The organism is Streptomyces sp. NPDC059668 (genome assembly GCF_042734135.1).
Classification (GTDB): Bacteria; Actinomycetota; Actinomycetes; order Streptomycetales; family Streptomycetaceae; genus Streptomyces.
This window is the reverse complement of record NZ_JBHWEL010000036.1, coordinates 71,422-82,646: the sequence shown is the minus strand read 5'-3', so window position 1 is coordinate 82,646 and position 11,225 is coordinate 71,422. Positions and strand designations below refer to the sequence as shown.

The window sequence follows — 11,225 nt, the reverse complement described above, 5'->3', positions numbered from 1 at the left end:
GGTCCAGGGGGCGCAGCGCCCCTGGCGGGGTCCGGGGCGGAGCCCCGGGGAGGGGACGGGTAGGGGCGGCGGGGGCGGGAAAAGGGCCGGGTGCACCCCTACGCCCAGAGCTGCCCCTGGAGCGTGGCGATGGCCTCCTCCGTCGTCGCGGCGGTGTAGACCCCCGTCGACAGATACTTCCAGCCCCCGTCGGCCACGACGAAGACGATGTCGGCGCTCTCACCCGCGGCGAGCGCCTTGCGGCCGACCCCGATCGCGGCGTGCAGCGCCGCCCCGGTGGAGACCCCCGCGAAGATCCCCTCCTGCTGGAGCAGTTCCCGGGTACGGGTCACCGCGTCGGCGGAGCCGACCGAGAAGCGGGTGGTCAGGACGGACGCGTCGTACAGCTCGGGCACGAAGCCCTCGTCCAGGTTGCGCAGCCCGTACACCAGGTCGTCGTAGCGCGGCTCCGCCGCGACGATCTTCACGTCCGGCTTGTTCTCCCGGAGGAAGCGTCCGACCCCCATCAGGGTGCCGGTGGTGCCGAGGCCCGCCACGAAGTGGGTGACGGAGGGCAGGTCGGCGAGGATCTCCGGCCCGGTCGTCGCGTAGTGCGCCCCCGCGTTGTCGGGGTTCCCGTACTGGTACAGCATCACCCAGTCGGGGTGCTCGGCCGACAGTTCCTTCGCGACGCGTACGGCGGTGTTGGAGCCGCCGGCGGCCGGGCTGGGGATGATCTCCGCGCCCCACATGCCGAGCAGCTCGCGCCGTTCCTGCGAGGTGTTCTCGGGCATCACGCACACCATGCGGTAGCCCTTGAGTTTCGCCGCCATCGCCAGTGAGATGCCGGTGTTGCCCGAGGTCGGTTCCAGGATGGTGCAGCCCGGTGTCAGACGGCCGTCCTTCTCCGCCTGTTCGATCATGTGCAGCGCGGGCCGGTCCTTGACCGAGCCGGTCGGGTTGCGGTCCTCCAGCTTCGCCCAGACACGGACGTCCGCGGACGGCGAGAGCCGCGGCAGGCGCACCAGGGGGGTGTTGCCCACCGCGGCGAGCGGGGAGTCGTAGCGCATGGGTGACCAGCGGCCGATCAGGCCATGCCGCCGGCCACGGCCGGCAGGATGGTGACGTTGTCGCCGTCGGTGAGCTTGGTGTTGATGCCGTCGAGGAAGCGGACGTCCTCGTCGTTCAGGTAGACGTTGACGAAGCGGCGCAGCTGGCCGTCGTCGACGATGCGTGCCTGGATGCCCGTGTGCCGGGTCTCGAGGTCGGCGAAGAGCTCGGCGAGGGTCTCCCCGCCGCCCTCGACGGCCTTCTCGCCGTCGGTGTAGGTACGGAGGATGGTGGGGATGCGGACCTCGATGGCCATGGGTTCGGGCTCCTGTCGGAAGGAAGTCGGTCGGTGGGCGCGCGGCAGCGCGGACAAGCATGGGGTACGCCGGTTGCGGATCCCCGGAGCCCCTCGGCTTCGCTCGGGGTGGTGCCCCGATGACTCACGGCCGTACGGCGGCGGCAGGATCAGCGCATACAGATGGCGCTCTGCAGCCTGCACAGATCGACGTGCAGCCGCGCCACGAGCAGCGTGCCCGGCGTCTTCTCGCTCACGTCCTGGGAAACCATGGGCTCATCGTATCGATTCCCGCCCGGTATCCCCGAGTGTGATCTCGTATTCCGGACACTTTTGGGCCGAGAGGTGAGATCAGTAGGTCTCGACGACCTTGACCTCCTCCTCCGTCACCTCGCCCCCCAGGATCCGGTACGAACGGAACTGGAAGGGTCCGGCATCGTCGGTGTCCGCGGTCGAGACGAGGACGTAGTGCGCGCCGGGTTCGTTGGCGTAGGCGATGTCGGTGCGGGAGGGGTACGCCTCGGTGGCCGTGTGGGAGTGGTAGATGATCACCGGCTCCTCGTCGCGGTCGTCCATCTCGCGGTAGAGCTTCAGCAGGTCGCCCGAGTCGAACTCGTAGAAGGTGGGCGAACGGGCGGCGTTGAGCATGGGGAGGAAGCGCTCGGGGCGGTCCGTGCCCACCGGGCCGGCGACGACGCCGCACGCCTCGTCGGGGTGGTCCTGGCGCGCGTGCGCGACGATCTGGTCGACGAGGGCCTGAGTGATGGTCAGCATGTCGGCCAGGATAGACAGAGGGGCCGCCCCGTACCGAGGAGTGGTACGGGGCGGCCCGTATGCCGGACGTCCGAGCGGCGGCCCGTGCGGGCCGGACGTCCGCGGCCGGTCAGCCGGCCTTCTCGAAGGCGGGCTCGCGGCGCTCGGCGACCTGCGGGTTGCGGGTCTTGAGGACGGCCCAGCCCACCGCCAGCGCGGCGGCCCAGACGGCCATCACGTAGAGGCAGATGCGGGAGTCGGCGTCGTAGGCGATCAGTCCCGTGACGAAGAGCAGGAACACGACCGCGACCCAGCTGCACTTCGCGCCGCCCGGGGCCGGGAAGGACGAGGCGGGCAGGCGTCCGGCGTCGACCGCGCGGCGGTAGAGGATGTGGCTGATCAGGATCATCAGCCAGGTCCAGATGCCGGCCGCGGTGGCCACCGAGGTGACGTAGCCGAAGGCCTTCTCCGGGACGACGTAGTTCAGGATCACGCCGATGCCCATGAAGAGCACGGAGACCGTGATGCCGAAGGCCGGGGTCTTGGTCGAGGAGAGCTTGTTGAAGACCTTCGGCGCCTCACCGTTGTCGGCGAGGGTGCGCAGCATGCGGCCCGTGGAGTACATGCCGGAGTTGCAGGAGGACAGCGCGGCGGTGAGCACGACGAAGTTGACGATGCCGGCGCCGGCCGGGATACCGATCTTCGCGAAGGCTTCCACGAAGGGGCTCACGCCGGGGGCGAACTCCGTCCACTTCACGACGCAGAGGATGACCGTGAGCGCGCCGACGTAGAAGAGGGCGATGCGCCACGGGAGGGTGTTGATGGCCTTGGGGAGCGTCTTCTCGGGGTTCTCGGACTCGCCGGCGGTGACGCCGACGAGCTCGACGGCGAGGTAGGCGAACATGACGCCCTGGAGGGTCATCAGGGACGAGCCGATGCCCTTGGGGAAGAAGCCGTCGAACTGCCAGAGGTTGGCGACGGAGGCCGTGTCACCGGCGGAGCTGAAGCCGAAGGTGAGCACGCCGAGGCCGATCACGATCATGCCGATCAGCGCGGTGACCTTGACCATCGAGAACCAGAACTCGATCTCGCCGAAGAGCTTCACGGAGATCAGGTTCGCCACGAAGAGGACCACCAGGAACACCAGTGCGGTCACCCATTGGGGGACGGCCGGGAACCAGTAGTGGACGTAGATCGCGGCGGCGGTCAGCTCGGCCATGCCGGTGACCACCCACATCAGCCAGTACGTCCAGCCGGTGAAGTAGCCGAAGAACGGGCCGAGGAACTCACGGGAGTACTCCGCGAAGGACCCCGAGACCGGGCGGTAGAGCAACAGCTCGCCGAGCGCCCGCATGATGAAGAAGATGATCACGCCGGCCAGGGCGTACATGAGGATGAGACTGGGGCCGGCCTTGGCGATGTTCGCCCCGGCACCCAGGAAGAGTCCGACACCGATGGCGCCGCCGATCGCGATCATCTGGACCTGGCGGCTTCCGAGCCCGCGCTCGTACCCCTCTTCAGGGGTGTCGCCGGCTGCGGTCCGGCCTTCTGCGTACGGCTCGTCGGTCCTGTCGACCTGCGGTGAGGTCATGCGTGGTGCGCCTTTCTCCATTCCGTTCCGAGCCAGTCCCCCTGGCTTCGGATCGGATTCCGATCCCCCCGGATTGATGGAGCGTGTGCCTGGCCGGCGATCCGCCGGCTCGGTGGCGCACCCGACCGGACGTGGGTGGTGTCCTGTCGGGCGGTCGTGAAGATTTATCACGACCGCAACGGACGGGGCGGGCGGCGCGTGTTGTGCACACCACAGGGAGAAGCGGACAAAAAGAACACGGCCTCCCATAGGAGGCCGCAACGGTGACGCGATCGTTATCCGGATTTGAGCGTCCTCTGAGCGGACGCCCATATGTGGAGGGGTCAGGACATAAGGGTCTCGACGAGCGTCTCCTGGAGGCCGCCGAGCCAGAGGTAGGCCATCACCATGGGCTTGCGCGGGTCCTCGTCGGGCAGGCGGTAGAGGAGGTCGGTGTCCTCCTCGTCGACGACGTCGAGCCGGGCGCCGATCGCCAGCCGCAGGTCGTTGAGCGCGCGCAGCCACGACTCGGACTCCGGGACGGAGAGCTTGAGGACCGCGCCGCCGTCGCCCGCCGTGGTGAGCGCGTCGAGGCAGCGGATCACCACGAGGGCGTTCTCACGCTTGCCGGCGCGCAGATCGTTCTCGGTGAAGCGGCGGAACTCGGAGGAGTGGGCGCGCTGCTCCTCGGCCTGCTCCGGCGAGGAGGCCTCGACGTCGGGGCCGCTGTAGGCGTCCGGGAAGAGGCGCTTGAGCACCGGGTCGGAGGGCGGCTCGCTGGGCCCCTCCGCGAACAGCTCCGCGAGCGGGTCGTCGGGGGCGTCCTCCGCGGGGCCGGGACCGATGAGCTCCAGGAGCTGCACGGCGAGGGAGCGGATGATGGAGATCTCGACCTCGTCGAGCGCGACGGCCGCGCCGCCGTCGGGGAGCGGTTCGAAGTGTCCTGGCATGGAGTGAGTTCGCTACTTCCGGTCCTGCTCGCGGTTTCGGGGCTTTCCGGTGGTCCGGCTACTTCCGGTCCTGCTGAAGGGTGGCCCACAGACCGTAGCCGTGCATCGCCTGCACGTCGCGTTCCATCTCCTCGCGCGTGCCGCTGGAGACGACCGCCCGGCCCTTGTGGTGGACGTCGAGCATGAGCTTGGTGGCCTTGTCCTTCGTGTACCCGAAGTACGTCTGGAAGACATACGTCACGTAGCTCATCAGGTTGACCGGGTCGTTGTGCACGATCGTGACCCAGGGAACGTCCGGCTCGGGCACGGCGAAGACCTCCTCCGCCGACTCGGTCTTTTCGGTCTCTAGGGGTGCGGGAGCCGTCACACGGCCCATGCTGCCACCACAGGGGGGTGCCCGCACAAACGGGCCCCGCAAACCGGACCCACAAATCGTCAGAGTGACGAGATGGGGATACGATCCCGTGCTGTGCGGCGATTCCGGGGGACGGCCCCCGGCCCCACGGCACCGTGCCGGGGGAACCGGAGCGATGAGTGCGAGGAGAGCACAGTGAATCCAGCGGACCTCGGACTGCCGGTGGACGTGCCCTCGACGGCGCTCTTCACCGACCAGTACGAGCTGACGATGCTCCAGGCCGCGCTGGCCGCCGGGACCGCCGAGCGGCGCTCGGTCTTCGAGGTCTTCACCCGGCGGCTGCCCGAGGGCCGGCGCTACGGCGTCGTGGCGGGCACCGGGCGGGTCCTCGACGCCGTCGAGAACTTCCGCTTCGACGCGGACGTCCTCGGCTTCCTGCGCGAGCAGTCCGTGGTGGACGAGCCGACCCTGGAGTGGCTCGCCTCGTACCGCTTCCGCGGGGACGTCTGGGGCTATCCCGAAGGCGAGGTGTACTTCCCGGGCTCACCCGTCCTGCGGGTCGAGGGGTCCTTCGCGGAGTGCGTGCTCCTGGAGACCGTGATCCTCTCGATCCTCAACCACGACTCGGCGATCGCGGCCGCCGCCTCCCGGATGTCCTCCGCCGCCGGCGGACGCCCGCTGATCGAGATGGGCGCCCGGCGCACCCACGAGCTGGCCGCGGTCGCCGCCGCCCGCGCCGCGTACGTGGGCGGTTTCACGACCACCTCCGACCTGGCGGCCGGCTTCCGCTACGGCATCCCGACCGTGGGGACCTCCGCGCACGCCTTCACCCTCCTGCACGACCACGAGCGGGACGCCTTCCAGGCCCAGGTGAACTCGCTCGGCCGGGGCACCACGCTGCTCGTGGACACCTACGACGTCGCCGAGGCCGTACGGACGGCCGTCGAGATCGCCGGGCCGGAGCTCGGGGCGGTACGGATCGACTCCGGGGACCTGCTGCTGGTCGCGCACCGGGTGCGGCAGCAGCTGGACGAGCTGGGGGCGACCGGGACGAAGATCGTCGTGACCTCGGACCTGGACGAGTACGCGATCGCCTCGCTGGCGGCCGCCCCGGTGGACGCGTACGGCGTCGGCACCCAGCTGGTGACGGGGTCGGGGCATCCCACCTGCTCGATGGTCTACAAGCTGGTCGCCCGCGCCGAGTCGGCGGACCCGAAGGCCCCGCTGGAGCCCGTGGCCAAGAAGTCGACCGGCGGCAAGACCTCCGTCGGCGGACGCAAGTGGGCCGCACGGCGCCGCGACGAGCGCGGGTTCGCCGAGGCCGAGGTGCTCGGCACCGGGCCGGTGCCCGCCGACCTCGTCGACCAGCAGCTCCTGGTCGAGCTGGTCAAGGGCGGTCAGGTCGTCTCCCGGGAGCCCCTCGACGCGGCGCGCGACCGGCATGCCGCAGCCCGGGCCCGGCTGCCGCTCTCGGCGACCCAGCTGTCGCGCGGGGAAGCCGTGATTCCCACGGAGTACGTCTGAGGACTCCCCCGCAGTACGTCCGAGAAGGACTACGCGTCCGTCGAGAAGGCGTCCGCGCGGCGGTGCGTACGGGGCGGCGTCCGGTTCCGCCCCCGCACCCGCCCGATACGCCCGGGTGCGCCGGGGTGTGCGCGGGCAACGCCGTGGCGGTAACCGGGCTTCTTCGGCCGCCCCCGGGCAAACACGAATGAACGGGCGGTCAGCGGGAATGCAACGGCAGCACGCACGAGCACGGCCGTCGGGGCCGACCGCAGTGATCCAACCCCTCCCGCGCCGCACATGAAGCCCCCAGACCGGCCCGACAGGCCGGGCCCGCATCCCTCCACCGAACCCATAGTCGAAGGACACCGACCATGCGCCGCGCCTTGATCGTCGTAGACGTGCAGAACGACTTCTGCGAGGGAGGCAGTCTCGCGGTGGCCGGGGGCGCCGACGTGGCCGCCGCCATCACGGAGCTGATCGGGCAGGCGCCCGCCGGCTACCGGCATGTCGTCGCCACCCGTGACCTGCACATCGCCCCCGGCGGCCACTTCGCCGACAACCCCGACTACGTGCACTCCTGGCCCGCGCACTGCGTGGCCGGCACCGAGGGGGTGGGGTTCCACCCGAACTTCGCCCCGGTGGTCGCCTCCGGCGCGATCGACGCCGTCTTCGACAAGGGCGCGTACGCGGCGGCCTACAGCGGATTCGAGGGCGCGGACGAGAACGGGGTGTCGCTGGGCGACTGGCTGCGGGCCCGCGAGATCGACGAGGTGGACGTGGTGGGCATCGCCACCGACCACTGCGTGCGGGCCACCGCCCTGGACGCGGTGCGGGGCGGTTTCCGTACCCAGGTGCTGCTCGACCTCACGGCCGGGGTGTCCGAGGCGACCACGGAGCGGGCACTGGAGGAGCTGCGGGGAGCGGGCGTCGAACTGACCGGCAAGCCGGTCGTCTAGGGACCGGGCACCGGCCGCCCCGCCATGTTCTTCGGGGTTCGCCCGCCTCACTGCCGAGGGGCCGCCCGTCTCACTGCTGCGGGTTCGCCCGCCTCGCTGCCGCGGGGCCGGGCGTCTCACTGCTGCGGGGCCGCGGGCGTCTCACGCCTGAGGGGCCGGGCGTCTCAGGAGGGCTCTGATCGGGTGCCAGAGCTCCTGGGACGGGACCGGGCACGCGACCCCGCTGTCGGGGGCGGTGCGCCATATCAGGCCGTCGGGATGGTGCAGCACGGCCGTGATCTCGTCGGGGGTGGGCGGCGCCCCGTTGCCCTTGAGGTACACGGCACGCAGGCCCAGGTTGCGCAGGCGGGTCAGGGCGCGCGCCCGGTTCTGGGCGAGCACCAGGAAGCGCACGCAGCCTAGCGCGGAGCCCGGCGGGCTCGGCAGGTTCAGCGCCACCACCACACTGCCGTTGGGCAGCTTGCAGAAACCTCCTGCGGCCATGCAGTCACACCCCAGTGCGTCCCGGTGTCAATAAGAAATCCACAGGACGCACCTAAACACGATCGGCCGCAACCCGCCAGGGGGTCACGGCCGATCATGCTCTGACCTGCTAAAACGTCACTTACTTCGCCGAGCGGCCCACGAGGACCGTGATCGTCGAGCCGTCCTTGGGCTCCTTGACGATCCTGATCTTGGTGTTGGTGTCAGTGACCTTGACACCACCCGTGGGGTTCGCCGAGTCGTAGTAGGAGTTCCGGCCGTCATCGAAGACGGAGACCCCCTTCTGCGACTTGATCTTCAGCGCGACGTCGGCGTTGTGGAGCTTGAGCGCGTCCGTCGGGTAGGTGCTGAACGTCGAGTCGAAGGTCTGGATCTTGTTCCGGAGGATCGTTCCGTCGGTCCACTTCAGGGCCTTCGAGTGCGCGTCCACCGGCAGGATCAGACCCACGCCCGGGTGGGCGCTGGTGTTGTTGTCCGCCTGCGAGGTGTCCCACTTCCAGATCAGCAGACCGTTCTGGTACGGGTAGTGCTCGACCCAGTCCGGACGCGTCGTCGAGAAGCCGAAGTTGTACGGGCCGACCTGGAGGGTCTTGTCGTACGAGACGTACTGGCGGTTCTCCGCGATGTAGTACTGCGCGTAGTCGTCGGAGAAGGACGCGCCGATCCGGGAGAAACCGTTCGCCGTCCACGCGGCGTCCGCGCTCTCCGCGTTGTCGGAGAAGAGCGGCGTGCCGTCGGCGGTCACGGTGATCTCGTCGGCCGTGAAGCCCTTCAACGCCACGCCACCGTCGCTCTGGTAGCGGAAGCGCAGGTCGATCTTCTTGCCGGCGTAGGCGTCGAGCGGGAAGGCCAGCTTCTTGTACGCGTCCACGGAGCCGGTCAGCGCGGGCTTGCCGCTGCCGTCGCGCGGGATCGCGGCGCCGTCCACCGTGCCGTCGAGGGCGGTCCAGTTGGCGCCGCCGTCGGTGGACACCTCGGTGTAGAGGTAGTCGTAGTCCTGCTCGATGTCGTACCAGCCGTCGAGCGTCAGCGTGGCCGCGGACTTGCCGGTGAGGTCGACCGACCGGGTCAGCGTGTTCTTGAGGTCGTTGCCGCTGCCGCTCCACCACTGGGTGGCGCCCTGCGCGGGCGTGACGACCGTGGTGGTGACTTCCTTGTCGGGCAGCGAGACCACGAGGGCCTGCCGGTTCTTGGTGTTGTACTCGGCGACGCCCAGCTTGTGCTCCGACGTCACGCCGGCCTTGGCCCGGTCGTAGTCGAGCCAGCCGAGCTGAAGCTTGTCCCAGGCGTTCATGTCGCCGGGCAGGTCACCGATGGCGTTCTTGCCGGTGCCGAGCCAGGAACCGGCCGACATCAGCGTCCAGAAACCGGTGCCGTTCTCGCCGCCGCCGGACGTGTCGTACTCGTCCGGGAGGCCGAGGTCGTGGCCGTACTCGTGGGCGTAGACGCCGAGTCCGCCGTTCTCCGGCTGGATGGTGTAGTCGCCGACCCAGATGCCGGTGTCGCCGATCGCGGCACCGCCGAGCTTGTTGCCGACCGGGCCGGTCGCACCGGCGTCGGTGCCGAACGCATACCAGCGGTGGGCCCAGATCGCGTCCTCGCCCTGCGCGCCGCCGCCCGCGGACTCGTCCTCACCGGCGTGCACGATCTGGAAGTGGTCGATGTAGCCGTCGGGCTCGTTGAAGTTGCCGTCACCGTCGTAGTCGTAACGGTCCCACTGGTCGTACTGGGCGAGGTCCGCCTTGATGGCGGCGTCGGACTTGCCGGCCGCCTTCTGGTCGGCGACCCACGCGGTGACGCCGTCCTGGACCGCGTACCAGGCGCCCGTGGACGCCTTGTTGGAGCCGTAACGGGCCTCGTTGTAGGGGACCTTGACCCAGTCGGTGACCTCGCCGTCGACCGAGTAACGGCCCGAGGACTCCTTCTCGTAGTACTTCTTCAGCGACTCGGTGTTCTTGCCGGTGCCGAAGTAGAGGTCCTGGAAGTGCTTCTGGTTGTAGTCCGCCTGCCAGGCCGTGCTGTTGTCCTTGGCACGGTCCGGCGCGGCTATCCGGTTGTGCAGCGGGCCGGCGGTGCCGCCGTAACGGCTGTCGACCTGGTCGCCGAACTCGACGAGGATCGTGAAGATCCGGTCGGTCTTCTCCCGGCCGAGCTCGACGTACTTGCTCTTGCCCTTGTTCTTGCCCTTGAGCTGGACGACGCGCGAACCGTTGCGGTCCTGCACCTTGGCGTCGCCGGATATGACCTGATCCAGGGCTTCTTTGCGCTGTGCGTCCTGGGTCTTGCTGAGCGGGCCGTCGAGGTCGTGGTCGACCTTGTTCCGGGCCGGCTGCGGATCGTGGCGCTCCACGGTCGCCGACGACGACGCACCGTCGGCCTGCGCGACGGCGAACGTCGAGAACGTGGCGGTGGCCGCCGCGAGGGCGACGCCCACCGCGGCTGCTCTGAACGTCCATGGTCTGCTGGTCACTTGAAATCCTCCCCCGCGTCCGTCCGCGCGGATGGGGGGATCCCGGTGTCATGGAGCTCCGCGCGCGTATACGCGTGTCAAGTGACGACATTCGACCGGAGTTACCAAAGAAAAGACAGATCTTGACTTGCACAAGTCAACTGCACTATGTAGCGCCACCCGTCCGGTATCCGAACCCCCGAAGCGCGCCCAACGGGCGCGTCCGCACGTCCACTTGATGGACGCGGTGACTCCGTGCGCCCCCTGTGCACCGGCACCGTGGGTTAGGTCACGCTTACCGGGCGTTCCAGTCGGGCATGCAGGCGAATAGAGTCGATGGGCGCAACGTTGAAATGTCCACGGATCGACGACCGACAGCGTTGTCGCCCCGCGATTCGCCGCTCCACCCGAGTTCGCCGTTCCACCCGAGTTCGCAGCTCCACCCCCGTTGTTGTCCGCATCCTCCCCCATCTCGAGAGGCACGGGGGGAGTACCCCCACCCCGAGGAATCGCCATGCCTCGTCCGACCGCCGCACAGCTCGCCTACGGTTCCTGCACCGTGATCTTCTCGACGCTCGCCATGCTGCTGCTGTCTCAGACGAGTTCGGGCCTGGGGATCGCGGTGATCACCCTCTCGGCACTCGCTCTCGGACTGCTCGTCGCCGTAACGGTTCCGCTGCCGAAGCGCGCACCGTCGGCCGCCGCGGCTCCCGCCGTTCCGGCGCGGGTCCCGGTGCGACGCGAGACCGCGTCCGTCGCCGCGTCCGTCTCCCTGTCGTCCGAGCCCGTTCACGAACCGGCGGGTCCGTGACCCCACGCACGTCCGGCGGGCCCACGAAGCGCGGACCCGCCGTCCCGGTCAGCCGTCTCCTCGTGGAG

Annotated in this window: 12 protein-coding genes; 3 read left to right on the top strand and 9 right to left on the bottom strand. The window is 69.4% G+C overall.

The genetic code is table 11. The features are described from left to right. Window positions 1-98 precede the first annotated feature (98 nt). From ACFV2J_RS24700 to clpS, 7 genes are all read right to left on the bottom strand, one after another. A complete protein-coding gene (locus tag ACFV2J_RS24700) occupies window positions 99-1,049 on the bottom strand; it encodes a PLP-dependent cysteine synthase family protein (protein ID WP_385097991.1) in 951 nt (316 codons plus the stop codon). Window positions 1,050-1,066: 17 nt separating this feature from the next. Next, the gene (locus tag ACFV2J_RS24695) at window positions 1,067-1,345 is read right to left on the bottom strand and encodes a MoaD/ThiS family protein (RefSeq protein ID WP_385097993.1); all 279 of its coding nucleotides are present in this window, start codon (window positions 1,343-1,345) and stop codon (window positions 1,067-1,069) included. 149 nt (window positions 1,346-1,494) lie between these two features. After that, the gene (locus tag ACFV2J_RS24690) at window positions 1,495-1,596 is read right to left on the bottom strand and encodes a putative leader peptide (RefSeq protein WP_385097996.1); all 102 of its coding nucleotides are present in this window, start codon (window positions 1,594-1,596) and stop codon (window positions 1,495-1,497) included. Between the two features lie 79 nt (window positions 1,597-1,675). Continuing rightward, complete coding sequence (locus ACFV2J_RS24685; RefSeq protein ID WP_385098000.1) at window positions 1,676-2,098, bottom strand: Mov34/MPN/PAD-1 family protein; 423 nt, start codon at window positions 2,096-2,098, stop codon at window positions 1,676-1,678. Window positions 2,099-2,207: 109 nt separating this feature from the next. Next, the gene (locus ACFV2J_RS24680; protein ID WP_385092067.1) at window positions 2,208-3,668 is read right to left on the bottom strand and encodes an amino acid permease; all 1,461 of its coding nucleotides are present in this window, start codon (window positions 3,666-3,668) and stop codon (window positions 2,208-2,210) included. A gap of 323 nt (window positions 3,669-3,991) precedes the next feature. Continuing rightward, window positions 3,992-4,597 carry a DUF2017 domain-containing protein gene (locus ACFV2J_RS24675; RefSeq protein ID WP_385092069.1) on the bottom strand — a complete coding sequence of 202 codons (606 nt, stop codon included), beginning with the start codon at window positions 4,595-4,597 and terminating at the stop codon, window positions 3,992-3,994. 58 nt (window positions 4,598-4,655) lie between these two features. Next, a complete protein-coding gene (clpS, locus tag ACFV2J_RS24670) occupies window positions 4,656-4,973 on the bottom strand; it encodes an ATP-dependent Clp protease adapter ClpS (protein WP_148008615.1) in 318 nt (105 codons plus the stop codon). 174 nt (window positions 4,974-5,147) lie between these two features. Here clpS and ACFV2J_RS24665 point away from each other — a divergent pair, with 174 nt between their 5' ends. Both ACFV2J_RS24665 and ACFV2J_RS24660 read left to right on the top strand, forming a co-directional pair. After that, window positions 5,148-6,476, top strand: a complete 1,329-nt coding sequence (locus ACFV2J_RS24665; protein ID WP_385440592.1) for a nicotinate phosphoribosyltransferase — start codon at window positions 5,148-5,150, stop codon at window positions 6,474-6,476. A gap of 353 nt (window positions 6,477-6,829) precedes the next feature. Next, window positions 6,830-7,414 carry an isochorismatase family protein gene (locus tag ACFV2J_RS24660; protein WP_385092072.1) on the top strand — a complete coding sequence of 195 codons (585 nt, stop codon included), beginning with the start codon at window positions 6,830-6,832 and terminating at the stop codon, window positions 7,412-7,414. Window positions 7,415-7,555: 141 nt separating this feature from the next. On the opposite strand, the gene ACFV2J_RS24655 is transcribed toward ACFV2J_RS24660, so the two are convergent. Next, complete coding sequence (locus ACFV2J_RS24655) at window positions 7,556-7,897, bottom strand: hypothetical protein (protein WP_385092075.1); 342 nt, start codon at window positions 7,895-7,897, stop codon at window positions 7,556-7,558. A 121-nt stretch (window positions 7,898-8,018) separates the two neighbouring features. Beyond that, window positions 8,019-10,367: an immune inhibitor A domain-containing protein gene (locus ACFV2J_RS24650; RefSeq protein ID WP_385092078.1), complete on the bottom strand. Its 2,349-nt coding sequence runs from the start codon at window positions 10,365-10,367 to the stop codon at window positions 8,019-8,021. Between the two features lie 493 nt (window positions 10,368-10,860). Here ACFV2J_RS24650 and ACFV2J_RS24645 point away from each other — a divergent pair, with 493 nt between their 5' ends. After that, window positions 10,861-11,157 carry a hypothetical protein gene (locus ACFV2J_RS24645; RefSeq protein WP_385092081.1) on the top strand — a complete coding sequence of 99 codons (297 nt, stop codon included), beginning with the start codon at window positions 10,861-10,863 and terminating at the stop codon, window positions 11,155-11,157. Window positions 11,158-11,225: the final 68 nt, after the last annotated feature.

What these genes read in the sequence shown, in the direction of transcription:
- ACFV2J_RS24700 (WP_385097991.1), bottom strand. Translation starts at nt 1,049, where the DNA reads ATGCGCTACGACTCCCCGCTCGCCGCGGTGGGCAACACCCCCCTGGTG.
- ACFV2J_RS24695 (WP_385097993.1), bottom strand. Translation starts at nt 1,345, where the DNA reads ATGGCCATCGAGGTCCGCATCCCCACCATCCTCCGTACCTACACCGAC.
- ACFV2J_RS24690 (WP_385097996.1), bottom strand. Translation starts at nt 1,596, where the DNA reads ATGGTTTCCCAGGACGTGAGCGAGAAGACGCCGGGCACGCTGCTCGTG.
- ACFV2J_RS24685 (WP_385098000.1), bottom strand. Translation starts at nt 2,098, where the DNA reads ATGCTGACCATCACTCAGGCCCTCGTCGACCAGATCGTCGCGCACGCG.
- ACFV2J_RS24680 (WP_385092067.1), bottom strand. Translation starts at nt 3,668, where the DNA reads ATGACCTCACCGCAGGTCGACAGGACCGACGAGCCGTACGCAGAAGGC.
- ACFV2J_RS24675 (WP_385092069.1), bottom strand. Translation starts at nt 4,597, where the DNA reads ATGCCAGGACACTTCGAACCGCTCCCCGACGGCGGCGCGGCCGTCGCG.
- clpS (WP_148008615.1), bottom strand. Translation starts at nt 4,973, where the DNA reads ATGGGCCGTGTGACGGCTCCCGCACCCCTAGAGACCGAAAAGACCGAG.
- ACFV2J_RS24660 (WP_385092072.1), top strand. Translation starts at nt 6,830, where the DNA reads ATGCGCCGCGCCTTGATCGTCGTAGACGTGCAGAACGACTTCTGCGAG.
- ACFV2J_RS24655 (WP_385092075.1), bottom strand. Translation starts at nt 7,897, where the DNA reads ATGGCCGCAGGAGGTTTCTGCAAGCTGCCCAACGGCAGTGTGGTGGTG.
- ACFV2J_RS24645 (WP_385092081.1), top strand. Translation starts at nt 10,861, where the DNA reads ATGCCTCGTCCGACCGCCGCACAGCTCGCCTACGGTTCCTGCACCGTG.